The 24788-nt window shown below is 63.2% G+C and carries 27 protein-coding genes; 16 read left to right on the top strand and 11 right to left on the bottom strand.

The features are described 5' to 3' along the window. Positions 1-8: 8 nt before the first annotated feature. Entirely contained in the window at positions 9-551 is a 543-nt protein-coding gene (locus tag NKI41_RS16125) for a hypothetical protein (RefSeq protein ID WP_352469727.1), read from the bottom strand. A gap of 283 nt (positions 552-834) precedes the next feature. On the opposite strand from NKI41_RS16125, the gene NKI41_RS16120 reads away from it, so the two are divergent. The 3 genes from NKI41_RS16120 (at position 835) to NKI41_RS16110 (ending at position 2116) form a co-directional block, all read left to right on the top strand. Beyond that, entirely contained in the window at positions 835-1293 is a 459-nt protein-coding gene (locus NKI41_RS16120) for a tRNA (cytidine(34)-2'-O)-methyltransferase (RefSeq protein ID WP_352683922.1), read from the top strand. A gap of 132 nt (positions 1294-1425) precedes the next feature. Next, entirely contained in the window at positions 1426-1872 is a 447-nt protein-coding gene (gene soxR, locus NKI41_RS16115) for a redox-sensitive transcriptional activator SoxR (RefSeq protein WP_352683921.1), read from the top strand. Positions 1873-1915: 43 nt separating this feature from the next. Beyond that, complete coding sequence (locus NKI41_RS16110) at positions 1916-2116, top strand: hypothetical protein (protein ID WP_352683920.1); 201 nt, start codon at positions 1916-1918, stop codon at positions 2114-2116. 6 nt (positions 2117-2122) lie between these two features. Here NKI41_RS16110 and NKI41_RS16105 read toward each other — a convergent pair whose 3' ends face one another. Then, complete coding sequence (locus NKI41_RS16105; RefSeq protein ID WP_023679487.1) at positions 2123-2380, bottom strand: hypothetical protein; 258 nt, start codon at positions 2378-2380, stop codon at positions 2123-2125. 103 nt (positions 2381-2483) lie between these two features. Here NKI41_RS16105 and hemF point away from each other — a divergent pair, with 103 nt between their 5' ends. The 3 genes from hemF to NKI41_RS16090 all read left to right on the top strand — a co-directional run bounded on the left by hemF (position 2484) and on the right by NKI41_RS16090 (position 4382). After that, entirely contained in the window at positions 2484-3398 is a 915-nt protein-coding gene (gene hemF / locus NKI41_RS16100; protein ID WP_352683919.1) for an oxygen-dependent coproporphyrinogen oxidase, read from the top strand. 257 nt (positions 3399-3655) lie between these two features. After that, positions 3656-3916 carry a DUF1344 domain-containing protein gene (locus NKI41_RS16095; RefSeq protein WP_023679489.1) on the top strand — a complete coding sequence of 87 codons (261 nt, stop codon included), beginning with the start codon at positions 3656-3658 and terminating at the stop codon, positions 3914-3916. Positions 3917-4196: 280 nt separating this feature from the next. Next, on the top strand, positions 4197-4382 hold the full coding sequence (locus tag NKI41_RS16090; protein WP_352683918.1) for a DUF1059 domain-containing protein: 186 nt from the start codon (positions 4197-4199) through the stop codon (positions 4380-4382). A gap of 3 nt (positions 4383-4385) precedes the next feature. On the opposite strand, the gene NKI41_RS16085 is transcribed toward NKI41_RS16090, so the two are convergent. The 3 genes from NKI41_RS16085 to NKI41_RS16075 are packed head-to-tail and all read right to left on the bottom strand — an operon-like array spanning position 4386 to position 6926. Further along, entirely contained in the window at positions 4386-5654 is a 1269-nt protein-coding gene (locus tag NKI41_RS16085) for a CCA tRNA nucleotidyltransferase (RefSeq protein WP_352683917.1), read from the bottom strand. Continuing rightward, entirely contained in the window at positions 5651-6283 is a 633-nt protein-coding gene (locus NKI41_RS16080) for a CoA pyrophosphatase (RefSeq protein ID WP_352541101.1), read from the bottom strand. Before NKI41_RS16080 ends, NKI41_RS16085 begins: the two co-directional genes overlap by 4 nt. Before the next feature lie 13 nt (positions 6284-6296). Next, positions 6297-6926 (bottom strand): DUF1285 domain-containing protein, encoded by a 630-nt coding sequence (locus NKI41_RS16075; RefSeq protein ID WP_352683969.1) that lies wholly within the window; start codon positions 6924-6926, stop codon positions 6297-6299. Between the two features lie 144 nt (positions 6927-7070). On the opposite strand from NKI41_RS16075, the gene NKI41_RS16070 reads away from it, so the two are divergent. The 4 genes from NKI41_RS16070 to NKI41_RS16055 are packed head-to-tail and all read left to right on the top strand — an operon-like array spanning position 7071 to position 13899. After that, entirely contained in the window at positions 7071-8075 is a 1005-nt protein-coding gene (locus NKI41_RS16070) for an AAA family ATPase (RefSeq protein WP_352450525.1), read from the top strand. Then, positions 8075-8989 (top strand): DUF58 domain-containing protein, encoded by a 915-nt coding sequence (locus NKI41_RS16065; RefSeq protein WP_352683916.1) that lies wholly within the window; start codon positions 8075-8077, stop codon positions 8987-8989. Before NKI41_RS16070 ends, NKI41_RS16065 begins: the two co-directional genes overlap by 1 nt. Further along, positions 8986-11808, top strand: coding sequence for a DUF4159 domain-containing protein (locus tag NKI41_RS16060; protein ID WP_352683915.1), 2823 nt, complete (start codon positions 8986-8988; stop codon positions 11806-11808). The genes NKI41_RS16065 and NKI41_RS16060 overlap by 4 nt, the downstream gene beginning before the upstream one ends. A 3-nt stretch (positions 11809-11811) precedes the next feature. Continuing rightward, a complete protein-coding gene (locus NKI41_RS16055; RefSeq protein WP_352683913.1) occupies positions 11812-13899 on the top strand; it encodes a hypothetical protein in 2088 nt (695 codons plus the stop codon). A 172-nt stretch (positions 13900-14071) separates the two neighbouring features. Here the strand turns inward: NKI41_RS16055 and clpS are convergent, their stop codons facing one another. The 3 genes from clpS to NKI41_RS16040 form a co-directional block, all read right to left on the bottom strand. Then, positions 14072-14377: an ATP-dependent Clp protease adapter ClpS gene (gene clpS / locus NKI41_RS16050; RefSeq protein ID WP_352540995.1), complete on the bottom strand. Its 306-nt coding sequence runs from the start codon at positions 14375-14377 to the stop codon at positions 14072-14074. 257 nt (positions 14378-14634) lie between these two features. After that, complete coding sequence (locus tag NKI41_RS16045) at positions 14635-14850, bottom strand: hypothetical protein (RefSeq protein ID WP_352450529.1); 216 nt, start codon at positions 14848-14850, stop codon at positions 14635-14637. Positions 14851-14886: 36 nt separating this feature from the next. Beyond that, complete coding sequence (locus tag NKI41_RS16040) at positions 14887-15246, bottom strand: hypothetical protein (protein ID WP_352683967.1); 360 nt, start codon at positions 15244-15246, stop codon at positions 14887-14889. A gap of 237 nt (positions 15247-15483) precedes the next feature. Between NKI41_RS16040 and NKI41_RS16035 the strand changes: the two genes are divergently transcribed. After that, positions 15484-16200 carry a response regulator gene (locus NKI41_RS16035; RefSeq protein WP_352683911.1) on the top strand — a complete coding sequence of 239 codons (717 nt, stop codon included), beginning with the start codon at positions 15484-15486 and terminating at the stop codon, positions 16198-16200. Then, on the top strand, positions 16197-17606 hold the full coding sequence (locus NKI41_RS16030; RefSeq protein ID WP_352683909.1) for an ATP-binding protein: 1410 nt from the start codon (positions 16197-16199) through the stop codon (positions 17604-17606). Before NKI41_RS16035 ends, NKI41_RS16030 begins: the two co-directional genes overlap by 4 nt. Before the next feature lie 236 nt (positions 17607-17842). Here NKI41_RS16030 and choV read toward each other — a convergent pair whose 3' ends face one another. From choV to NKI41_RS16015, 3 genes are all read right to left on the bottom strand, one after another. Further along, positions 17843-19024, bottom strand: a complete 1182-nt coding sequence (gene choV, locus NKI41_RS16025) for a choline ABC transporter ATP-binding protein (protein ID WP_352683907.1) — start codon at positions 19022-19024, stop codon at positions 17843-17845. Next, complete coding sequence (choW, locus tag NKI41_RS16020) at positions 19021-19875, bottom strand: choline ABC transporter permease subunit (protein WP_254819158.1); 855 nt, start codon at positions 19873-19875, stop codon at positions 19021-19023. Before choW ends, choV begins: the two co-directional genes overlap by 4 nt. Positions 19876-19993: 118 nt before the next feature. Continuing rightward, positions 19994-20929 (bottom strand): choline ABC transporter substrate-binding protein, encoded by a 936-nt coding sequence (locus NKI41_RS16015; RefSeq protein ID WP_352683905.1) that lies wholly within the window; start codon positions 20927-20929, stop codon positions 19994-19996. A 236-nt stretch (positions 20930-21165) separates the two neighbouring features. On the opposite strand from NKI41_RS16015, the gene NKI41_RS16010 reads away from it, so the two are divergent. From NKI41_RS16010 to NKI41_RS15995, 4 genes are all read left to right on the top strand, one after another. Next, positions 21166-21777, top strand: a complete 612-nt coding sequence (locus NKI41_RS16010; RefSeq protein WP_352683903.1) for a thymidine kinase — start codon at positions 21166-21168, stop codon at positions 21775-21777. 127 nt (positions 21778-21904) lie between these two features. Continuing rightward, positions 21905-22294: a c-type cytochrome gene (locus tag NKI41_RS16005; RefSeq protein ID WP_023679507.1), complete on the top strand. Its 390-nt coding sequence runs from the start codon at positions 21905-21907 to the stop codon at positions 22292-22294. A gap of 216 nt (positions 22295-22510) precedes the next feature. Next, positions 22511-23599, top strand: a complete 1089-nt coding sequence (locus NKI41_RS16000; RefSeq protein ID WP_352450536.1) for a hypothetical protein — start codon at positions 22511-22513, stop codon at positions 23597-23599. Positions 23600-23634: 35 nt separating this feature from the next. Next, positions 23635-24780, top strand: a complete 1146-nt coding sequence (locus NKI41_RS15995; RefSeq protein ID WP_352540989.1) for a hypothetical protein — start codon at positions 23635-23637, stop codon at positions 24778-24780. The last annotated feature ends 8 nt before the right edge of the window (positions 24781-24788 follow it).

The following is a 24788-nucleotide window of genomic DNA, read 5'->3' as shown; positions in this document are numbered from 1 at the left end:
GTTTCCGCTCACGCGGCACGCGAACGGACGGGGTGCCCAGACCGCATGGCGTCAAGGACCGGCGATACGGAATCGTCCGCCTCGCCGGTCCTGCTTCGCGCTATATAGGTTGTCGCGGGCCTTTCGCCGACAGTCTCGTTTGACGATGCTGACGACGTTTTGACGATCCGGATTTTCGCGCTGGTTTTTGCACCAGGCCGGATCAGCCTGATGATCCGGCGCACCAGCGACGGCCGGCTATAGTCCGGAACGGCGCGCGAGAAATCGACGTCCGGCAGCATACCGCGATGCGGACGCCGGCGGGTCTCGGCGTGAACCGCCGACGAGTAGGTCTCGCCGATCAAAAGCGCCCAGGTCGCAGTCTTCCGCTCGTGCAGGCTTCTTGAGCCGGGTATTCTACAGGGATCGAACATCGGTCCGTCCTCCAGTTGAAGATGCAGGTAGAAGGGTGAACCAACCCAGGCCGCGGGCACGCGCGGCGCGGCAAAGGTGGCATCGGTCGAAGCGTGTTCAGGTGGGGCGTTCAGCCCCTTCCACAGCTTGAAAAACATCGCAGGATTCCTTCAAAGGCCGAAAAAGATTTCGGCGGGAATCGGTGCGATTGAAGTCTAGAAGGTCAGGAGAATCGTCGTACCGAAACCGCCGTCGGGCTGGTAAGCCCACGAGAGGGGTGGTGGATGTGCATGGCCATCATGAATTACCCCTCCGTCGGTTCGGGTTGACAATGCTGGCCGTATAACCGACTTCGCAGAAAATGACCACCCGCCAGTCCAGGAATTTCCAAAACCGCGAGAGCTCTGTGGCTGATCTGCCACTTATTAGAAAGACGCGGAAATGAACGACCGTCTCCGCATCGCGCTCTACCAGCCTGATATCGCCGGCAACACCGGGACAATCCTGCGCTTCGCCGCTTGCCTCGGTCTCGGCGTCGACATCATCGAACCGGCGGGCTTCCCGCTCGGTGACCGGGCGCTGAAACGGGCCGGCATGGACTACCTCGAAATGGCGGCGCTCACCCGGCACGTCGACTGGCACGCCTTCGAGGACTGGCGCAAGCTTGCCAAGCGGCGGCTGGTGCTGCTGTCGACCAAAGCCACGACCCCTTACACCAGCTTCGCCTTCGGCGATGACGACATTCTTCTGTTCGGCCGCGAATCCGCAGGCGTTCCGGATCTTGTCCATCAAGCGGCGGATGCCCAATTGACCATTCCCATGCAAGACGCTGCGCGCAGCATCAACGTCGCGCTTTCCGTCGCCATGGTGGCGGGTGAAGCCATCCGGCAACTCGGATAACGGCACTCCGTCTCCCGTCATCCTGGCCCAGGCGCACATCACCATCTCCTTGGTTTGCAGATCCCGGGTTTCTTCGCTACAAGCTCAACTTAACTTTAGGTCAAGCGAAAAAATCGGAACGGAAAAAGAGGGATGGCACCGGTAACGGAATTGACGGTCGGCCAAGTGGCCATGCGCAGCGGTGTGGCGGTGTCGGCGCTACATTTCTATGAGGCCCGCGGGCTGATCCGCAGCCACCGGACGTCAGGCAACCAGCGGCGCTACGGCCGCGACGTGCTGCGCCGTGTCGCGATCATCAAGGTAGCGCAGGAGGTCGGTATCTCACTGGCCGAGATCGGCACGGCCCTTGCGTCACTGCCCGAGGGCCGCACGCCGACGCGCGATGACTGGAACCTGCTATCGACCGCTTGGCGCGACGGGCTCGACCACAAGATCGCCCAGCTGAAGAAACTGCGCGACGGGCTGACCGACTGCATCGGCTGCGGCTGCATGTCGATCGACAAGTGCCCGTTGAGGAACAAGGGCGACCGGCTGGCAAGGGAGGGGACCGGGGCGCGGCGGCTGATTGTTGCATCCTAAATGGAAGCAGTGCGATTATGGTGCGATACGGAAGGGAACCTCAGTGCTGGGACATCTAATCCAAGCAGAAGAAGAGACACAGCTCATCGTGATCTATCGGATCGATTCCGGCGGCATGCCAACGCCCTATACGTCCTTGAGCTTCGATGAGGCGCAGAAAATGGGCTTCGAAAAATTCGGCAAGCTACTTTGTGAGAACCTAATTCTAGATTCTCCAAAATTGCGCGATCTATTTTTGTCGTGACATCCCTTAATCTGCTGCCGGCAACCGTCGTATCGTGAACTCGATGACGTCGCCCGGCCGCTCGAACCAGCTTTCGATCTCGGTCCAATAGGCCTGCTTGGGAAAGCGCTCGAACCATTCCTTCGCCTTGAGACGAGCGTCGGAGCGCGGCAGCACGAAGGTCTCGCGCAGGAAGCCGTCGCGCGGCATGCGCGCGTTCTCGGCGCGCGAACGGTCGAGCCTCTTCTTCAGGCCATCCAGCGGCGGTCTTGCCGGGGTGCGCACGAAATAACTCCATTCACACTTGACCCTTGCACCCAAGAGATTAGGGATCGCGGCCGGAAAAGACGAGTCATTTGTCGGGCGCGCCCGCAACCGGAGACAGGATTTGCAACGACCCGAGATACCGGCGGGGCTGCCAGCCGACATCGAACAGAAGAAGACGAAGGCACGGCTGTGGTTCGAGACGTTGCGCGAGCGCATCTGTGCCAGCTTCGAGCAGATCGAGCAGGACCTGCAGGGGCCGCAGGCTAGCTGGTCGCCCGGCCGCTTCGAAAAGACGCCGTGGCAACGCGATGCCGGCAAGGGCGGCGGCGGTATCATGTCGATGATGCACGGCCGCGTCTTCGAGAAGGTCGGCGTCCACACCTCGACCGTCCACGGCGAGTTCTCGCCCGAATTCAGGAAGCAAATGCCGGGCGCCGAAGAGGACCCCTCCTTCTGGGCAAGCGGCATTTCGCTGATCGCCCATCCGTGGAACCCCAACGTGCCGGCCGTGCATATGAACACGCGCATGGTCGTCACCTCGCGCCAGTGGTTCGGCGGCGGCGCCGACCTGACACCGGTGCTCGACCGCCGCCGCAGCCAGGACGACCCCGACACGATCGCCTTCCACAGAGCGATGCAATTTGCCTGCGAGAAGAACGCGGCGATCGCCGACTACGTGAAATTCAAAGCCTGGTGCGACGAGTACTTCTACCTGCCGCACCGCGACGAGCCACGCGGTACCGGCGGTATCTTCTTCGACTGGCTGCATTCGGATGAGGGCAAAGGCGGCTGGGACGCCGATTTCAACTTCGTCCAGGACGTCGGGCGATCTTTTCTCGTCGTCTACGGACATCTGGTGCGCGCCAACTTCAATGACAACTGGACCGATGGCGACCGTGACGAGCAGCTCATCCGCCGCGGCCGTTATGTCGAATTCAACTTGCTTCACGATCGCGGCACCATCTTCGGGCTGAAGACCGGCGGCAATGTCGCCTCGATCCTGTCCAGCCTGCCGCCAGAAGCGAAATGGCCGTAAAATCTCGGTGAGCACGACGTGAGCCGCAATCGGGTCCAAATCCCCAGAATTTGACGGCGAATGTGGCGCAAGGCGCGCCAGAAAATATCTTTTTCGTCTAATATATCATTGTAAAGATTGGGCTATTTGTCGCGTCGGGCCGGGAAACGCCGGCGGTTCTTTACTCCCGAGAGCCGCGACCCGACGTGACCGGACGGCCCATGATTGAATGGGGCACCTTTCCCAAGCGGTGCCCGCATTTTCCAGGAGAGCATGCCATGCGCAAGCTTATTATGACCGCAGCCGCCGCTGCCGTTCTCGCCTCTGGTACTGCCGCATTCGCTGCGGTCAAGCACACCACCGGCACGATCAAAAGCTTTGATGGAACGGCGATGAGCCTAGTTCTGGATAACGGAGCCACTTTTACGTTGCCCCAGACCTTCAAGGATCCTGGCCTGAAGGTCGGCGAAAAGGTCCGCGTCACGTGGGATATGAGCGGCAAGGATAAAATTGCTGAGGCAGTCAAGATCGTGAAGTGATGTCCGGCCCGCTGGAGCAAGACGAGGTCTTACTCCTGGGTGGCGTAAGAGGGCGGAGCAGCGATGCTCCGCCTTTTCGCAACCCGATCACTAGAGGGCCGCGTGTCGGCTTGGACGCACGGCACTCTAAGGCAACCAAAACGGTTCGATCGTGTTATGCTTAGCTGGCCAGCGTGTAGCCCGGATTCCGTACGCGGTTTCCGGATCGCGCAATCAAAGGTCTGGAGCTTCCGTGTCAGTGCGCTGTGCGGCGCTCCAAGGAGGAGATGAGGAGAAGCCGATGAAGGAATTCCATTGCGGGTCGCTCGTACCCGGCTGCGAGTGGCACACACGCGCCGAGGAGGAGGCTGAGGTCATGCGCCGTGCCGTCGAGCATCTGCGCCAGACGCACGGCGAGACGGTGATCCGCGAGACGATGATCGAGGCGATCCGCTCGCGCATCGAAAAGGTCCGCGACGCAGCGTGACAGTCAGGATTCGAGTGCCTCCGCGGCGCGCTTGAGCAGCGCGCCGCGATCAAGCGCAAAACCGGACTCGACCCATTCCTTTTCGAGATTCTTCAACGTTGCACCAAGCTTCGGCCCCGGTGATGCGCCAAGCGTCGTCAGATCGGCGCCCTTGACCGGAAAAACAGGGTTTTGCCATTTTGCAGCAAAGGCAAGCAGGCGCGAGAAGCCGCCGGCTTCGAGCAGTGCGTCATTGTCTTCGACCGCGCGGGATCGAGCGGAAGCGAGCAACAGCCGCAACCGGTCGACAAAGCCTTGGCGGTCGCCAAAATAAAGCCTTTTCGCCAACTCTCCTTCAGTCGTTTTCGGATCGACGGCAGCCGTGATCGCCCAATTCCGCAGCCGGCTTGCTTCGCTCACGGAAAGCCTCAATCTCTCGGCAAGCGTTTTCATGCGCGCGGCATCCGGCGGCACGATGGATTCCAGCCTGAGCAGCGGGTCCGGCGCCCAGGCCAGGTCCTTCTCGGTCTTGGTCAGCCCGTGGATGGCATCGATGCCCCATTTCTCGCTTTCCGGCAAAACGGCGGTCAGAACGCCGGCCTGGCGCATCCACAGCAGCGCCCGCGACGGATCTGGCGCCGACAGCAATTTCTTCAATTCCCACCAGACGCGCTCGACCGAAAGCTGGTCGAGCCCCTGCTTCAGCCGAGCACAAGCCTTCAACCCTTCGGCATCCGGCCTGCCGTCGCCATACCATGCGAAGAAACGGAAGAAACGCAGGATGCGCAGATAATCCTCGCGGATACGGGCTTCCGGATCGCCGATGAATCGCAGCCTCCGCGCTTCGATATCGGCGATACCGCCGACCAGATCGACGACCGTTCCATCGGCCTCGGCATAGAGTGCATTGATGGTGAAATCACGCCGCTCAGCGTCGGCTTTCCAGTCGCGGCCGAACGACACTTTGGCGCGCCGGCCGTCGGTTTCGATATCGGCACGCAGCGTGGTGACCTCATAGGCCTTGCCGTGGCCGACCGCGGTGACTGTGCCATGCTCGATGCCGGTCGGTACCGTCTTGAAGCCTGCCGCCTCGGCGCGCCGGATGGTTTCCTCGGGCACCGTGGTGGTGGCGATGTCGATGTCGGCGACCGGCTGGCCGATGAGCGCGTTGCGCACCGCACCGCCGGCGACACGCGCCTCCTCGCCGCCATCAGTCAGCGCCGCGAGCAGGCGCTGCAGGTGGCGTTCGCCGAGCCACCCGGCCTTGCCCGCGATCGACACTGGATCGCTCACGAATAGAGCCTTTCATAAAGCGTACGGATGATGCCCGCGGTGACGCCCCAGATGCGCTGGCCGCCATAGGGCATCTCGTAATAGAACCATTCGAGGTCGTTCCACATGCGACTGTCTCTGGTGTGGTTGGCGGGGTCCATCAGAAAGCCCAGCGGCACCTCGAAGACGGCATGGACTTCGTCGGAATTCAGCGTCAGGCTGAAACCGGGCCGCACAATCCCGAGCACCGGGGCGATGCGATAGCCGCTGCCGGAAACGTAGTCCGGCAGACGGCCGACGATCTCGATGTAATCCCTATCGAGACCGATCTCCTCGAATGTCTCGCGCAACGCCGCCGCTTCCGGGCTCGCATCGGTTTGATCGATGGTACCACCGGGGAAAGCCACCTGCCCCGAATGGTTGCGCAGCTTTTCCGCCCGCCTGGTCAAAAGGACCGTGGCTTCATGGCCATGATCGACCACCGGGATCAGCACGGCGGCATCGCGCAGCGCCTTGGCCAGCTTCAGCCTGGGATGGCCCGGATTGAAGCGGTGGTCGCCAAAATCGTCGCCGGCATGCGCCAGCGGCTGCGCCGCGACGCGCTGGCGAAACCCGGCAACGGAAAACGGCAACGGCATCACCTGATCCATCATAGGCGGTCCATCATGCGCTCAGCCGTTTCAGTTTCTCAGCCGGCATGATTGGATAGACCTCGCCTTTGGAACGGACGGCAAACATCCTCTTGCCACCGATGTCGATCTCTTCGCCGTGCTCGACCAGCTCGTACATCACCGGCCGTGCCACCAGCGCCTCCAGCCGCCCGCGCACCAGCACATAAGGCTTCAGGCCACCTGTCTCGTCCTCATCGACGAAGCGCAGCGGGTGTCCCGCCCCAGCCTCGACCACGTCGCCGACATTGGTGCGAAAGGTGATGATTTGTCCGTCGCCGGCGCCCGACACGTCCATCTCGACGGCAATGAAGGGCGCGTCGGCGACGCGGATGCCGACCTTTTCCACCGGCGTCACCAGGTAAGTCCTGCCGTCCACGTCCTTGCGCAGCACTGAGGAAAAAAGCTGCACCAGCGGCATCCGGCCGATCGGCGTTCCCAGATAGAACCAGGTGCCGTCCTGCTTGATTTCCATGTCGAGATCGCCGCAAAATGCCGGATTCCAGCGTTCCACCGGCGCCGGCCCCTTACCGGCGCGCGTCGCGCGCGAGACCAGCGCTTCCAGCCCGCGCGCCTCGGTCGCGGCCGTCAGGCTCTCTTCACGATGGTCGGCGGCTTCCGTCATGGTCACGAAATAGTCACTGTTGTTCCGCTTGTCAGCCTAAGTCTGTGATTTAAGTTCATTGCAGGCGCATGCGAAGCCGAATCGCGGCATTCTCTGCGGCACCAAGGTGCCAAGCGGTGTTTCCAACAGAAGGATCGATGCTGCATGAGCGTTATGATCAAGGAAAGCCCAATCAGCGAAAAGGACATGGTGGCGCAGGCCGAGAAAGCGCTGGCCGACATTTCGAGGGTCCGTGACGGCGTCGGCCGGGTCATTTTCGGCCAGGAAAGCGTCGTCGAGCGCACGCTCGTCGCATTGCTGGCCGGCGGCCATGCACTGCTGGTCGGCGTGCCCGGCCTCGCCAAGACCAAGCTGGTCGAAACGCTGGGCATCGTGCTCGGCCTCGATTCGCGCCGCATCCAGTTCACGCCTGACCTGATGCCATCCGACATTCTCGGCTCCGAAGTGATGGAGCAGGATGAATTCGGCAAGCGCTCCTTCCGCTTCATTTCCGGGCCGATCTTTGCGCAACTGCTGATGGCCGACGAGATCAACCGCGCCTCGCCACGCACCCAGTCGGCGCTGCTGCAGTCGATGCAGGAATACCACGTCACCATTGCCGGCGTGCGCCATGATCTGCCGTCACCGTTCCACGTTCTGGCGACGCAGAACCCGCTGGAGCAGGAAGGCACCTATCCGCTGCCGGAAGCGCAGCTCGACCGCTTCCTGATGCAGGTCGATATCCTCTACCCCGAGATCGAGGCGGAGCGCCGCATCCTGCTTGAGACCACCGGTATCGAGGATGCCAAGGCTGAAAACGTGCTGCAGCCGGCGCGGCTGAAGGACATCCAGACGCTCATCCGCCGTATGCCGGTGCCGGAAAGCGTCGTCGAGGCGATCCTCAAGCTGGTGCGCTCAGCACGCCCCGGCCAGGGCAACGCCGATACCGACAAGCACGTCGCCTGGGGCCCAGGCCCGCGCGCCAGTCAGGCGCTGACGCTGTGCACCCGCGCCCGCGCCCTCTATGATGGCCGGCTGGCGCCGTCGGTCGACGACGTCCGCGCGCTCGCCGAGCCGGTGCTGCAGCACCGCATGGCGCTGACCTTCGCCGCCCGCGCCGAGGGCACCACGGTTCGCGATGTTGTGGCGAAGCTCGCGAAAGGGATTTGATGGCGCGCATCGGTGAAGCGCAGGCACCGGCAGCGACGCGCGATGCGCTCGCCAGAGGCCGGTTGCGGGCTTCGTTGGTGCCGGATCTGCTGGTCGAGGCGCGCCGCATCGTCAATACGGTAATTGCCGGCTGGCATGGCCGCCGCAAGCGCGGTATCGGCGAGAATTTCTGGCAGTTCCGGCCCTATGTCGAAGGCGATTCCTCGCGCATTGACTGGCGCCGTTCCGCCCGCGACGACCACACCTATGTCCGCGACCGTGAATGGGAGGCCGCCCACACGGTGTGGCTTTGGGCCGATCCCTCGCCTTCCATGCTCTACAAATCGACCGGGGCCAGCGTTTCCAAGGAATCGCGCGCCCTGGTGCTGGCGCTGGCCATGGCCGAGCTTTTGTCGCGCAGCGGCGAGCGCATTGCCTGGCCGGGCCTGACCGACCCGTTCACCGCCCGCAATGGCGCCGAGCGCATCGCGGCGCAACTAATGCACGCCGGCGACCTGCCGGCAAAGCCCGACCTATCCGGCATTCGTCGGTTCTGCGACATCGTCCTCGTCAGCGATTTCCTCGACCCCGTCGAGGACACTATTGCGTGGCTGGACGTTCCCGCCCGCCACGGCGTGCGCGCCCATCTTGTCGAGGTCGCCGATCCGGCCGAGGAAAGCTTCCCCTATGCCGGGCGCACCGAATTCACCGATCCTGAGACCGGCGACAAGCTGACCGCCGGCCGCGCCGAAATGCTGGGCGAGGAATATCGCCTGCTTTATGCCGCCCGCCGCCAGGAATTGGCCGCGTGGTGCAAACGGCTTGGCTGGAGCTTTACCGTCAATCATACCGATCGCCTTGCCTCCGAGGCGCTGGTGCGCATCCACATGGCGATGACCGGCGAAGGCAGCTTTGCCGGGAGGGCCCGCGCATGAGTTGGCTGCCGCTCTCCTTCGGGGCGCCGATGGTGCTGTGGGGCCTGCTGGCGCTGCCGGTGATCTGGTGGCTTCTGCGGCTGACCCCGCCAAGGCCGCAAACCGAGGTGTTTCCGCCGCTCAGGATTCTCGCCCGCGTGCTGAGGCGCGAAGAAACGCCGCAGCAAAGCCCTTGGTGGCTGACGCTGCTTAGGCTGCTGATGGCCGCGCTTGTCGTGGCAGCACTTGCCGAACCGGTCTTCAATCCGCGCGAAAAGCTGCCGGCCGAGGGCGCTGCCCTGGCGCTGGTGATCGACAATGACTGGGCAAGTGCCGCCGACTGGGGCAAGCGGGTCGCCACCGCCGAGCGGCTGATCGCCGATGCCAATTCGAACGGCGTGCCGGTGCTCATCGCTTTCACCGCCGAGAAGCCGAATGCCGAGATCGGTCCCTTCGATGCCGCTGCCGCGCTCGACCGGCTGCGCGCGGCAAAGCCGCGGCCGATCCCGACCGACCGCCCCGCCGTCTACGCCCGCGTCGCGTCAGCCCTGGAGTCGCTGCCGGGCGCAAGCGTCGCAGTGCTCGCCGATGGCTTGGCGGCGCAAGGCGACGAAGCCGCCTTCAACACGTTGTTGTCAAAGAACGCGGCACGTGTTGTCTGGGCCGTCTCCGACCGCCTGTCGCTGACCGGCCTGACCGGCGCCGACAACCAGGTCGACGGCTTCGCCCTGACCGCCATCCGCGCACCGGGCGATCCGGCACCTGCACAGGTGACGGCCGGCGCGTTCGATGACAAGGGGCGCCGCATTGCCGACGCGACGCTGACCTTTGCCCCGGGCGGAACCACCGCAACCGGCACGATGGCGGTGCCGTTCGAACTGCGCAACGACTTCGCCTACATCGCGCTCGATGGCGAGCGCCAGGCCGGTGCCGTCCGCGTGCTCGATGAGAGCTCAAAACGCCGCCGCGTCGGGCTGCTGTCGCAGTCCGAGGCTGATCAGGCGCAACCGCTGCTGTCGCCGCTCTACTACATTCGCCGCGCCCTGCAGCCCTTCGCCGATCTCGTCGAGCCGTCGAGCGTCGATCTCGCCGACGCCATCCCGCAACTGCTCGACCAGAAGCCGGCGATGATCGTCATGGCCGATGTCGGCACCATTCCGGAACAGGCGCGGCAAAGGCTGGTCGACTGGGTCGACAAGGGCGGCACGCTGGTGCGTTTTGCCGGTTCGCGGCTGGCCGCTGCCGGCAATGACGACGACCTGCTGCCGGTCCGGCTGCGCACCGGCGAGCGATCGCTTGGCGGCGCGCTATCATGGACGGCGCCGCAGCCGGTCACCGAATTCCCGAAAACCGGTCCCTTCGCCGACCTCGCGCCGCCCACCGAGGTCACCGTCACCAGGCAGGTGCTGGCCGAACCGACGCCCGACATCGTCGAGCGCACCTGGGCCACGCTTGCCGACGGTACACCACTGGTGACCGGGATGAAGAAGGACAAGGGCACCCTCGTACTGTTCCACGTCACCCCCGAGGCGACGTGGTCCAACCTGCCGATCTCCGGCAGCTTCGTCGAGATGCTGCGGCGCATCGTGCAATTGTCGCGCAACCAGGGCGCGGCTGTCGCCAATGCCGAGGCCGCCGCCACGTCGCTGGCACCCTATCGCATGATCGCCGCCGACGGCACGCTGGTGCCGCCGACGCCGGATGCCAGGCCGCTGGTGCCCGGCGCCGGCCCGCTGCCGGTGACGCTGGAAAACCCGCCCGGCCTCTACGGCTCGGAGACGGGAGTGTTCGCTCACAATCTGCTCGGTGGCGACAGCGCATTCACGCCGCTGGCCCGGCCTGAAATCACGGTGCCGGTCACCACCATCCAGTATGCCTTCGACGAGCAGCGCAACCTCAAAGGTCCGCTTGTCACGGCCGCCCTGGTGCTGATGGTGCTCGACACGCTTGCCGTATTCTGGATGGGCGGCCTGTTGTCGCGCCGGCCGCGCCGTGCCGGCGCGGCGGCGACGGCAGCCGTCCTGCTGATTGCGCTCGGCGCCTTGATTGGCCACGCGGACGTCGCGCGCGCCGACGACGCCAAACCGGGAGATACGGAGGCGATCGGGGACATTTCAAAGACCCGGATCGCCTATGTGCTGACCGGCGAGCCGGGTGTCGATTCGATCAGCCGCGCCGGGCTCGAAGGCCTGACCCGCTTTCTTATCGAAAAAACCGCGCTCGAACCCGGAGCACCGGCCGGCGTCGACATCTCGAGGGACGAACTTTCCTTCTATCCGCTGATCTACTGGCCGATCGATCCCTTGGCCCCGATGCCCAGCGAGGCCGCCATCGCCCGCATCGACGCCTACATGCAGCAGGGCGGAACGGTCTTGTTCGACACCCGCGACCAGTTCGCCAATGGCATTGGTGCGGATTCGACCAGCCCGGCGACGGAGCGGCTGCGCGACATCCTCGGCAACCTCAACGTGCCACCGCTTGAACCGGTGCCGTCGGATCACGTGCTGACCAAATCCTTCTACATTCTTCCGGAGTTTCCCGGCCGTTTTGCCGGCAGCCCGCTTTGGGTCGAGGCATCGCTCGAAGCCAGCAACACCGAGAACCGCCCGGTGCGCACCGGCGACGGCGTTTCGCCAATCATGATCACCGCCAATGATTTCGCCGGCGCTTGGGCCGTCGACGAGAATGGCGACCCGCTATTGCCGACGGTGCCTTCGGATCCGATGCAGCGCATCTATGCGCTGCGTGCCGGCGTCAACATCATGATGTACATGCTGACCGGCAACTACAAATCCGATCAGGTGCACGTCCCGGTGCTGCTCGAACGGCTGGGGCAGTAGACTATGAACTGGTCGCTCTCCTTCGAACCGCTCATCACCTGGCCACTGCTCGCAGTGGTTCTGGTGCCGCTGCTGCTGCTGGCGCTGGTCGGCCTTTGGTTTCGCCAGCGCGGCGCGGTCTTCCGCCTGGCAGCCCTGATTGCCCTGGCGGCGGCGCTGCTCAATCCGGTGTTCCTCGACGAAGAACGTGAGCCGCTGAAAAGCATTGTCGCCGTCGTCGTCGATCGCAGTCAGAGCCAGGATATCGGCGACCGCACCAAGCAGACTGACGCGGCGTTGGCCGGGCTTCAGCAGCGTCTCGGCCGCTTCAAGCAGTTCGACGTTCGTGTCGTCGAGGCCGGCAAGTCCGAAGCCGCTGACGAGCGCACCGAGACGCGGTTGTTTTCCTCGCTCGAAAATGCTTTCCGCGACGTGCCGCCATCGCGCATCGGCGGCGCCATAATGATCACCGATGGCGAGGTGCATGACGCGCCGTCCGGCGCACCCGATTTCAATGCCCCGCTGCACGCGCTGATTACCGGCAACGAGCATGAAAAGGACCGTCGCATTCGCTTCGAGAATGCGCCGCGCTTCGGCCTCGTCGGCAAGCCGCTCGACATGACCTATCGCGTCATCGCCACCAACAACGAAACCGGCCCGGTCGATGTCCGCGTGTCGGTCAATGGCGAGCAGGTATCGGTCGAGCACGCCAACATCGGCCAGGCGATGCCGCTGCAGGTGACCATTCCCAGCGCCGGGCGCAACATTGTCGAACTCGCCATCAACCACGAGCCGGGCGAACTCACCGACACCAACAACCGCGCCATCGCGCTGATCGACGGCATTCGCGAAAATCTGCGCGTATTGCTCGTTTCCGGCGAACCGCATGCGGGCGAGCGCACCTGGCGCAATTTGCTGAAATCCGACGCTTCGGTGGACCTCGTGCACTTCACCATCCTGCGCCCGCCGGAAAAGCAGGACGGCACGCCGATAAACGAATTGTCGCTGATCGCCTTCCCGACGCGCGAGCTGTTCGTCGAGAAGATCAAGGATTTCGACCTGATCATCTTCGACCGCTATCAGCACCGCGACGTACTGCCGATCCTCTATTACGACTATATCTCCGAATATGTCGAAAAGGGCGGCGCGCTGCTGATCGCGGCAGGCCCCGAATATGCCGGCGAAAGCTCGATCGCCCGCACGCCGCTGATGTCGGCGCTGCCGGCAATGCCGACCGGCGAGGTCATCGACAAGGCCTTCTATCCGCGCCTCACCGATACCGGCCAGCGTCATCCGGTAACGCGCGGGCTCGACGGCTCCGCGACCGAGCCGCCGCACTGGAGCCGCTGGTTCCGCACCATCGGCGTCGAGAACCCCGAGGGCGAGGTGGTGATGAAGGGCGCCGACAACCGGCCGCTGCTGCTGCTCGACCGCAAGGGCGAAGGCCGCGTCGGCATGCTTCTGTCCGACCAAGGCTGGCTGTGGGCGCGCGGCTTCGAGGGCGGCGGCCCCCATGTCCAGCTCTACCGGCGCATCGCCCACTGGCTGATGAAGGAGCCCGAACTCGAGGAAGAGCGGCTGACCGCCGACGGCCGCGGCATGGTGCTTGAAATCCGCCGCCAGACGATGAGCGACGACCCAGGCCCGGCGCAAGTCATCACGCCGTCCGGCAAGGCACTGATCGTCAGGCTCGAGAAATCCGAACCAGGCGTCTTCCTCGGCAGCGTCGAGACCAACGAAATCGGTCTCTATCAGGTCGGCAATGGCGACCTGACGGCATTGGCCCATGTCGGGCCGGTCAACGCCCCGGAATTCACCGACGTCGTCTCCACCGAGAACCGGCTGAAACCACCGGCTGAGGCAACCGGCGGCAGCGTTCGCCGGCTGGCGCCGGCCTCAGCACTTGGCACTCTCACCAGCACCGTCGCGCTGCCATCCGTAGTCCCGGTCCGTTCCTCGGGCGCTGCCTCCGGCGATGACTGGATCGGCCTGCGCACCACCGACGACAGCGTACTCAAGGCCGTCTCGCGCGTGCCGCTGTTCGGCGGCTTCCTCGGCCTCGGCCTGCTGCTTCTGGCGATGGGCTCGATGTGGTACCGCGAAGGGCGGTAACGCGGTTTATCCTTCTCCCCTTGTGGGAGAAGGTGGATTGGCGCGCAGCGCCAAGACGGTTGAGGGGTGCTGGACGGAGTGCCGTCCTTGCCAAGCTGGAACACCCCTCATCCGACCGAGCTTCGCTCGGCCACCTTCTCCCACAAGAGGAGAAGGAAGAAAGCGAACCGCCCTACTCCTCCGGCTCCGTCGTGAACATCAGCGGGTAGCCCTTGGCCTTGCCGGCATCGGTTGCCCGCGCCGCCTTGGTCTCGGCGACATCCCTGGTGAAGACGGCGACAACGCAGACGCCGCGCCGGTGCGCGGTGATCATTATCCTATGCGCCTGGTCTTCGCTGAGCTTGAACTCGGACTTCAGCACCGTCACGACGAACTCGCGCGGCGTGAAATCGTCATTGACCAGGATGACCTTGTAGAGCTTCGGCCGTTCGACCTTCGGCTTCGTGCTGGTACGGGGTTTTGTCGTGATTTCAGGCATTGGACCGGCAATTGCGTACGACAGCTTTGCGGTCATTTTGACATGGGCAAAAGCGGTCGTCCATTCAACCGCGCGCGATCGGCTTGCCGGCGAGCGCAGTTCACAAATCCGTGCCTATGTGGGAACTGCCGGCTGGCGTTCACCTGGGCGGTGTGGGCCGGGACTGGCCCTATTGTATGCACGCAACAAAAAGACGACCGCTCCAGGCAAATCGCAACTGGAGCGGTCTTCTCATAGGGTAGAAAGATGTCGCTTGATCAGGCCTTCGGAGCTGCCTTGACCGCGTGCTTCTTGTGCTTCTTGACGGTCTTCTTGGCAGCGACCTTCTTCACGGCCTTGGCCGGCGCAGCGGTCGTCGTTGTCGTCGCAGCCGGGGTGGTGGTCGCGGCATTGGCGCTGCTGGCGCCGAGAACCGGCATCGAGACGGCCAGCGCGATGGCGAGACCGAGGGCGGAGAGGAGGGACTTTTTCATGGCTTCACTTCCTTTTTGTGCAGATCGGATTGAGTGTCACTGAACGGGATCGATCGGTGTCACTCCAAGCAGCTTCAAAGCGTTCGCGAGCATCCGGATTCCCTGTGCCTGTTTCTTGTTGGCGCAGAACCGGTTTCCCTTTCTTTGAAGTGCTTTCGCCGCGGTGACCTGCGTTGCCGCGGCATGGGTTTCGAGGGCTTCGTCAAACTGGCGGTTCAGATCGATGCAACGCTCGCTGCGGGTGGTCGCCACCTTTGCATCGGCCGCCTTTGCATTGGCCACCTTCGCATCGGCCAGTTTTGCATCGGCCAGTTTTGCATCGGCATGTTCGACCGCGACCGTGACGAGCGAAATGGAAAGCAACGCACCCATCAGACTGATCGAGAACCTTTGCATTGGTCTGTCCGTAATCCCGTAACGCGTGTCGCAGCCGATGACCTGACCGCCACGGCACCACTTATGCCTTTGATTTTTTTCGGCAGTTTTTCCGGATTGTAGAATTTTGTTTCTGGATTGTTTCTGGGCAGCCCGGATCGGGCCGCCGATCTCCACTGGCCAACTTATGGCCTGAATTCTATCGTCTGGCTGACAGCCGAAGCAGCGCTTGGGCGATCCACAAATGACAGGTTCCCTGTGAAATCCGACCCCCACATCCTGATCGTCGACGACGACAAGGGCATTCGCGACCTGCTTCAGGAATTTTTCCAGAAGCGAGGGCTGCATACATCGGTCGCCGCCGACGGCACCGAGATGGAGACCATCCTACGCCGCGCCCAGGTCGACCTGATCGTCCTGGACGTCATGCTGCCCGGCAAGAGCGGGCTGGAGCTCTGCCGCGAGTTGCGCGCCAATTATTCGACGCCGATCATCATGCTGACCGCGGTTACCGAAACTACCGACCGCGTGGTTGGGCTGGAGATGGGCGCGGACGACTACGTACCGAAACCCTTCGATCCGCGCGAGCTGCTCGCACGTATTCGTGCCGTCTTGAGACGCCATGGCGCCGCCGAACCGCGACGCGCCGCCTCGCGGCAGATCTACCATTTCGCCGGCTGGACGATGGACTGTTCGCGCCGCCGGCTGATGGCGCCCGGCGACGTCAGGATCGAGCTGACGATGGCCGAATTCAATCTACTGCAGACCTTCGTCAAGAGCGCGCAACGCGTACTGAGCCGCGAGCAGCTGATCGAGCTGTCCGGCGGCGACAGCGGCTACAGCTTCGACCGCAGCGTCGACATTCTGGTCAGCCGGCTGCGGCGCAAGATGGAGGATGACCCGAAAACGCCGAAGCTGATCTTGACTGTGCGCAGCGGCGGCTACCAGTTCCTGCCTGAGACAACCGCCGAATGAGACGCATTCTGCCGCAAACGCTGCCGGTCTGGGTGCTGCTCATCGTCATCGCCGGCCTGCTGATCAGCCAGATCGCGACGCTCTACATCGTTTCGCGGGACCGTGCCGCCGCCAATGACGTCGTCGATCTCTATCGGCTGAACGACCGCGCCTTCTCGCTGGTACAGCTGATGCATGACGCCACCCCCGAACAGCGCAAGGCGACGGCCTCCGGCCTGTTCAACGCCACTTATGCGCTCACCGTTTCCAACACGCCCGCCGTTACTTCCTCGATAGCCGGCGACGACGAGCTGGCCGAATTGGAGGACATATTGGTCGGCCGGCTATCGAAGTTCGGCATCACCGACGCGCGGGTCCGCCGCGACCCGGCAACGCACGAAGCCGACGCTCCCGGCGGGACGGTCGCCGGTCCCGATATTGGCCAGGTCGAGCGCGACCTGCTGGTGCTGGCGGCCGATTTCGCCCAGAGCGACAAGCTGACCGCTTCGCTTCGCTTTGCCGACGGCCAATGGCTGAACTTCACCGAGCCGAACACGCCGGCCGGGCCGATACTGAGCTTCGATAGCCTGCCACTCTATGCCTTGATCGCCGGGCTGGTGGTGGCTTCCTCGATCTGGTCGCTGCGCCGGCTGACGGCGCCTTACCGGATGATGGAGACCGCGGTGAAGCGGATCGGCGAGGACCTGAAGAGCCCGCCGATCGCCGAGAGCGGCAGCCGCGAGGTGCGTACCGCGGCAAAGGCGGTCAATGCCATGCAGGCAAGACTGCGCGCCTACGTCGAGGACCGCGAGCATCTTGCCGCCGCACTGGCGCACGACCTGCGCACGCCGCTGACCAGGATGCGGCTGCGCCTCGAACTGCTGAGGAATTCGTCCGTGCGCGCCGCACTGGCGCACGACCTCGCCGACATCGAAGGCATTGCCAGCTCGGTTATCGACTTCGCCACTTTCGAGGTGACCGAGGAGAAGAGCGAGAGGATCGATTTCTGGTCGCTGGTAGAATCGATCGCCGACGGCTTCGACGAGGTCTCCTTCGACAATGAGGACGCGCGCTCGCGCGGCCTGATCTGCGTCGCGCAGCCGGTCGCGCTACGGCGCTGTGTCACCAACCTCGTCCAGAACGCGGTGAACTATGGCAAGAGGGCGCATCTCAGCCTGCGTCAATCAGGCAAGACAATCACGCTGGCGATCCATGACGAGGGTCCGGGCATCCCGCAAGCCGAGCTCGACGCCGTGTTCGGCTCGTTCGTGCGCCTGGAACAGTCGCGCAACCGTCAGACCGGCGGCCTCGGCCTCGGCTTGACCATCGCCCGCAACATCGCCCGTAGCGCCGGCGGCGAAGTCAGCCTGTCCAACCATCCCGATGGCGGCCTGATGACGGAGCTGCGCCTGCCGCTGGCGGTTTAGCTTGCGTATCGGGCTAAGCCGGCGTTCCTTCGCGCCCCCTCTGTTCTGCTGGACACCTCCTCCACAGGTGGGGAGATTGGCCGTCATCGCCGATTTCGCCAATTACAAACGTTGGAATGTGAGAGCCGTCCGCGAAGCCGCCGATCTCCCCCCAAGTGGGAGAGATGTCCGACAGGACAGAGGGGGGCGCGACAGAACTCGGCGTTTGGTCTTGGTTCTCTCCCCAAGGAGAAAAACTATCTTCGCAGCACCGCGCTCAACACATCCCTGACGCCGATGGCGCCGACGAAGCGCGACTGCTCGTCGAATAGCGCGACGGGTGCGGTCTGCGAGCGATGCATGGCCAGCATCACGGTCTTCAGCGAGGTGCCGGGATTGGCCCAGAATACCTGAGCCGTCTCCTCCGGCTGGGCTTCGACATCGGCGCAGGACACCCAGACCGCCGGCTTGCCGTCGCGCTCGGCCGCCGCCACCAGCCCATGCTCGTCGATCTTGAAACGCGTCGTCTTGCGCCGGTCGAGCCACACCCAGCCGTTCTCGCCATGTTCGAGGTCGCGTCGGTCGCGCATGACGTTCCACGCGGTCAGCACCGAGAGCGGGTTCACATTGGCGATGAAGTCGCGGACATAGTCGTTGGCGGGCCGCAGCACGATGTCTTCCGGCGCGCCTGTTTGCACGATGCGCCCGCCTTCCATGATGGTGATATGGGTGCCGATCTTCAGCGCCTCCTCGAGGTCGTGGCTGACGAAGATGATGGTCTTCTTCAGCTCGGCCTGGAGCTGCAGCAACTCGTCCTGCAGCTTGGTCCGGATCAGCGGATCGAGCGCCGAGAACGGCTCGTCCATGAGCAGGATCGGCGCCTCGGTGGCAAAGGCGCGCGCCAGGCCGACGCGCTGCTGCATGCCGCCGGACAGCTCATGCGCATATTTCTTCGACCACTGGTCGAGATGAACCAGCTTCAGTTGCCTGTTCACCCGCTCCTTGCGCTCGGCTTCGGGTACGCCGGCGAGCTCGAGGCCAAGGCCGACATTCTCCTCCACCGTGCGCCACGGCAGCAGGCCGAACTGCTGGAACACCATCGCCACCTGTTTCTGCCGCAGCCGCCGAAGCGTCGCCTCGTCGCAGGTGACGACGTCGACCGTGCCGTCGCCATCCTTGACCAGCACCTGGCCGCGCGAGACGACGTTCAGCCGGTTGACGGCTCTGAGCAGCGTCGATTTGCCGGAGCCGGAAAGCCCCATCAGCACCGAGATCTCGCCCTCGTTCACGGTGAGGCTGGCGCCGGCGCAGCCCAGTACGTTGCCGGTTTTTTCGAGGATCTCGGCTCGGGTGGCACCACTGTCGATCAGCGCCAGCGAGCCTGCCTGGTCGGCGCCGAAGACGATGTCGACATTCCTGAAATCGACGGCGACGGTCATTTCTTGCCTCCCACGCCGATGCGCGTCATCCGGTCGAGCACGATGGCGAGCACGACGATGGCGAGCCCTGCCTCAAGCCCGAGGTCGATCCTGCGCGAACCGAGCGCCCGGTTGATTTCCGTACCGAGGCCGCCGGCGCCGATCAGGGCGGCGAACACCACCATCGACAGCGACAGCATGATCGACTGGGTCAGCCCAGCCATGATGGTCGGCAGCGCTGAAGGCAGCTCGACCTTCCACAGCAGCTGGCGCTTGGTGGCGCCGAATGCCTCGCCCGCCTCGACGATCGATTTCGGCACCGAGGTGACGCCGAGATGGGTGAGCCGAACCGAGGTCGGGATGACGAAGATGATGGTGACGATCAGGCCGGGCGCGTTGCCGAGGCCGAACAGGGTCAGCACCGGGATCAGGTAGACGAAGGTCGGCAATGTCTGCATCAGGTCGAGCACCGGCAGCATGACGCGATACACCTTCGGCTTGTGCGCGGCCCAGATGCCGAGCGGCACGCCGATGGCCATCGACACGGCGGCGGCGGCGACCACCAGCACCAGCGTCTCCACCGTCTGCTTCCACAGGTTCTGGTTGAGGATGAACAGCAATCCGATGAATACCGCCAAAGCCAGGCCTTTCGAGCGCTGCAGGAAATAGGCGAGCAGAGCGATCAGCGCGATCAGCAGAACCGGCGGCAGCAACAGCAGCCCGTCGACGATGCCGTCGAGCAGGAAGTTGAGGCTGTTGGAAAAGGCCCTGAAGATGGTGTCGAAATTGTCGGTGAGAAAGCCGAAAAACGCCTTCCCCCATGCCCCGATGGGAATCTTGTAACTGACCAGGAATTTGGAGATCGGATCCATCTAGCCCCTCTTCTGCCGGCGCCGTCCTTCGCCGGACGGTCATCTTGTCACAGGATATGAAAAAGGGCAGCCATTTCTACCGTGGCTGCCCCTTGTCTCGTCATGCCAGATGGTCGGGTCAGCTTCCGAGCGCCGTTTTCACCGCAGCCGCCGCATCGCCGCCGTCGAAGGTGGTGACGCCGGCGATCCAGGGAGCGACCGCGTCCGGGTGCTTCTTCAGCCAGTCGGTCGCGACCGTATTGGCATCGCCGCCCTTCAGGATCGCGTCCATCATCTCGCCTTCCATGTCGAGGTTGAACTTCAGATTGGCGATGAACTTGCCGGCGTTCGGGCATTCGCTCATGTAGCCCTTGCGTACATTGGTATGCACGGTGGCAGCACCAAAGCCGCTATCTCCCATCCCCTCGAGGTAGGTGATCTTCATGGCGCCCATCACCGGATGCGGCGTCCAGCCGAGGAAGGCGATCCATTCATTGTTCTTCATCGACTGCTCGGCCTGGGTGAGCATGCCGGCCTCGGAAGATTCGACCAGTTCGAAGCCTTCGAGATTGGTCTTCGGATCCTTGATCATGTCGAGGATGATGCGGTTGCCGTCATTGCCGGCCTCGATGCCGTAGATCTTGCCGTCGAACTTGTCCTTGAACTTGCCGAGATCGGTCAGCGTCTTGACACCGGCATCGGCGACATAGGTCGGAACGACGATGCCGTAGCCGGCACCGCTGAGATTTTCGCTGACGGTCTCGACCGAGCCTTCGGCGGCATAGTCCTTGATGTCGTTGGTCATCGACGGCATCCAGTTTCCGAGGAACACGTCGAGGTCTTTGTTCTTCAGCGACGCATAGGTCACCGGCACCGAAAGCTGGATCACCTGCGGCTCGTAGCCGAGCGCCGTGAGCAGCACCGAAGCGACGCCGGTGGTCGCCTGGATGTCGGTCCAGCCGACATCGGACAGCCGCATCGTCTTGCAGCTTTCCGGATCGCCGGCGAAGGCCCCAGTCGTGGATAGAAAAGCCGCCAGGCCGAGGCCGGCGACGAATGAACTCATACGCGACATGAAAATTCTCCCATTTCAGTTCTCGGTGAAGCGAAGCGACGGTTTATCTCCGCCTTTGTTCCGTCAGCCAAACATCATTCTGCTGCGGTTTCAAGCACTAAGGCAATCACGAACAACGGCGCAGGCTGGCCGATCAGCGACACGCCCGCCGCTTTCCGGATGGAAGTCGTCTTTTCCCGGTGGAATGTAGGCGCTCCCCCTCCCCGCTTTGTTGCAACTCGGCTTAAAAGGACGGCATGGCCAAGCTGTACTTCCATTATGCGACGATGAATGCCGGCAAGACGACGATGCTGTTGCAGGCCTCGTACAATTACCGCGAGCGCGGCATGACGACGATGCTGTTCATCGCCGGCCACTACCGCAAGGGCGATACCGGGCTGATCTCGTCGCGCATCGGCCTGGAGAGGGAAGCCGAGATTTTCCGCGACGGCGACGATCTGTTTGCCCGGGTCGCCGAGCATCACGACCACGCCACGGTCCATTGCGTCTTCATCGATGAGGCCCAGTTCCTCGAAGAGGAGCAAGTCTGGCAACTCGCCCGCATCGCCGACCGGCTGAACATCCCGGTCATGTGCTACGGCCTGCGCACCGATTTCCAGGGCAAGCTGTTTTCCGGATCGCGCACCCTGCTGGCAATCGCCGACGACCTGCGCGAGGTGCGCACCATCTGCCGTTGCGGCCGCAAGGCGACGATGGTGGTGCGCCTCGGCGCCGACGGCAAGGTGGCGAAACAGGGCGAACAGGTGGCGATCGGCAAGGATGTCTATGTCTCGCTCTGCCGCCGCCATTGGGAAGAAGAAATGGGCCGCGCCGTGCCCGACGATTTCATCGGCTTCACCAAAACCTGACCAGCGCTATTGCTTTCATCCGACCTCCCGGCCGACATTCGTTCGCCAATCGCGCCATCGTGCGGCGCTTGTTTAAGGCCTGCTTCCTATTTCAGAACCTCTCAGCCAGAGCCGTCGGGGAGTTCCCATGCTTCGAGCCATTTCGTCTGCCGCTGCTTTCCTCATCGCCGGCGCTCTTGCCGCGCATGCCGACGGCGATGCCGCTCTCGGCAAGAAAGTCTTCAACAGATGCATGGCCTGTCATGAGGCAACGAGCGACCACGACAAGGTCGGCCCGCATCTGCTGGGTGTCGTCGGCCGCACCGCCGGCACCGCGGACAGTTATCTCAGCCGCTACTCGCAGGGGATGAAGGACGCCGGCGCCGCCGGCCTGGTCTGGGACGAAGCAAACCTCGCCGAATACCTGCGCGCGCCGCGGCAGAAGGTCCCTGGCAACAAAATGGCCTTCTCCGGCCTGACCAGCGACGACGACATCGCCAATGTCATCGCCTACCTCAAGGCCGATCCCAAGCCCTGAGCGTCGCTCCCCGACCTAAAGTCCAGCCGCGGTTGAAGCGGTGTCTGACCGGACGGCAGTTACACCGTAATCATTGCCTGACTATCCTGCGGTCGGCCTCCTGAAATTCTTTTGTTTTCCTGTAATCCCATGTCTTCCGTCTTTCATTCGCCAAACCCGGCACATATATTCGCGGCGGTTTGCGAAACGAAACCGATGCCGAAGCGGGAGGCCCCAATGGCGACATTGCAGAATTTCGACGCCGAGATTGCCAAGACCAAGCAGGTCGTTGAGGACATGCGCACCAAGATCGAGCAGTCCGGTACTGTGCTCGACACGCTCGCCACCGCCGACAAGAAGATCGGCGACGCCAATTTCGACATCGAGAATGCCCGCATCGAGGACGTGCTGAAGCAGCAGAAGGTGATGGAAGGCAATATCGCCGACCTGATTATCGGCCTCGAGGACGCCACCAACGTCTTCGGCGCCGAATTCGAGAGCATGAAGAACTACACCGGCTGGGAAAATTTCGTCGGTGTCTTCTCCAGCCAGCGCAAGCAGCGCCTGCGCACCGACCGCGTCCGCAACATGTCGCTGGCCGGCAATCTGCAGGAGCTGCTGGCGAAATCCGACACCATCGTCGGCATCCTCAAGGCGCAGAAGCAGGTTCTCGACACGCGCTACAAGACCTCCGAGGCCAGCCTGTCGCAGGTGATCGAGCGCCGCAAGACCACCATGTCCAATCTCGAGACCGTGCAGAAACGCATCGAAGAACTCAACCCGATGCTGCTCGACATCGAGAACAAGATCGCCGCCTCGACCAGCCAGAAGGAGCGCACGCAGCTTGAAGGCGAACGCTCGAAACTGGCCACGGAATACAACGAAAAGCAGGCCAAGGAGCAGGAATTGCTGGCCGAAAGCCAGACGCTGGAGCGCTACACCTCGATGTTCCAGACCTTCGTTGATTCGCTCAACAACCAGATCGCGGCGCAATCGACGCTGATCAACAAGCTGACCATCGATACCGAGCAGCGCATCGTGCTGTACAAGGCGCTGGAAGATTCGCTGAAGACCGCCGCCCAACAGGATGTCGCCCACAAGATCAACACGCTGGGCAGCCAGGTCGACAACACCGCCGAAGAGACCATGGCCGGCATTGGTGCCGCCTCGCAAAAGCACATCGGCGATCTGCTTGAAATGCACGAGAAAAACATGGTCGCCACCGCCGACATCCAGCGCCGCAAGAAGCTCGCCGACGATGCCTTCGCCCGCCGCTTCGACGATGTGATGAAGAAGCACAATTCGGCAAATTACGTGCAGTCGTAATTGCTGCACGTGCACTGCTCCCGAGGGCTGGCAGCATGACCCCCGAAAACGAAGCTGCGGCGCGCTATTTCTCGGCGATCGCGGCGGCACTTGGCGGCCTCGAAGTGTTCATGCGCGACGATCGCTCGCCGCTCTACCGGCACGGCATCGTCGCCAAGGTCGTCGCCGAATATATTGCGCGGCTCGACAAGTCGTTCTCGTGCTGGCGCAACCGGCTGGGCTTCACCGAGACGTTCCGCATCTCGCGCGCCGAAAGCGGTTTCCCGGTCTTCCAGAACCTGCTCGAACTGGAAAACGACCGGCTCCAGGCCGATGCGCGACTCGCCGTCATCCCTTCGGCCAGCGAGCTGCGCGAGGAAATGGCCGACTTCATCCTGCGCCACAAGGAATGTCCCGAAGCGCTGCAGAAGTCGATGGCCGAGCGGCTTTACCTCGAGGACGTCAAGAGCGAGACTACCTTCGGCCCGTTCACGCTGGCCCAGACGGTCAAGGTGTCGGTCAATCCGAAGACGTTGCGCCCCTATTATCTGGTCCACTGGGCCTGCTTCGACGGCAGCGCCAACCTGCCGCTTGTCTATATGGTGACGGTCGAGGATTCCTCGGACGACATGATCCGGCAGCTTGTCGACTCCAGCGGCAAACTTAATGAGAGGATCGACATTCCGCTGCCGGTCGACGGCTTGCTCAATCCCGAGCTTGCCCACCGTTTCGACGATTTCACCGAAAAGAATTCCGCCTACGCGCTGTCGCCGGCGACCATCGCGGTCAACCTCGACAAGGATTTCGAGCCGCTGCATCCCAAGCAACTGCGTCGCGTCGTGCTCGGCCCGTTCTATTCTGCAGGGATAACCGACAACAATTCGACGGTGAGCGAAGTGCTGGCCAAGGTGCGCAAGCCGGAAAACGCCTGGCTGCTGACCTGGACCATCCAGGAGGTCTTTTCCAAGGCCGAAAAGCCAGGCCGCAAGGGGCTGTTTTCGAGCGAAAAGACGACACAGGAATTCTTCATCAATACCGACGATCTCGAGGCCGCGCGGCAAGGCGTGTCCAACTACGAGAACCATGCGCTGATTCCGCACGAGGCCTATCAGGCGCTCTATGCCGCCGGCGAGGCGCAGAAGATCTTTTCGGGCTACAAGGTCCACATCCTGTCCAAAGGGCAGGTCATCAGCGACGTCTGACCGTCAAA

Source organism: Mesorhizobium sp. M0601, from assembly GCF_040320845.1.
Lineage (GTDB): Bacteria > Pseudomonadota > Alphaproteobacteria > Rhizobiales > Rhizobiaceae > Mesorhizobium.
Note: the sequence above shows the minus strand (reverse complement) of the source record. Positions and strands in the feature narration are given on the sequence as shown.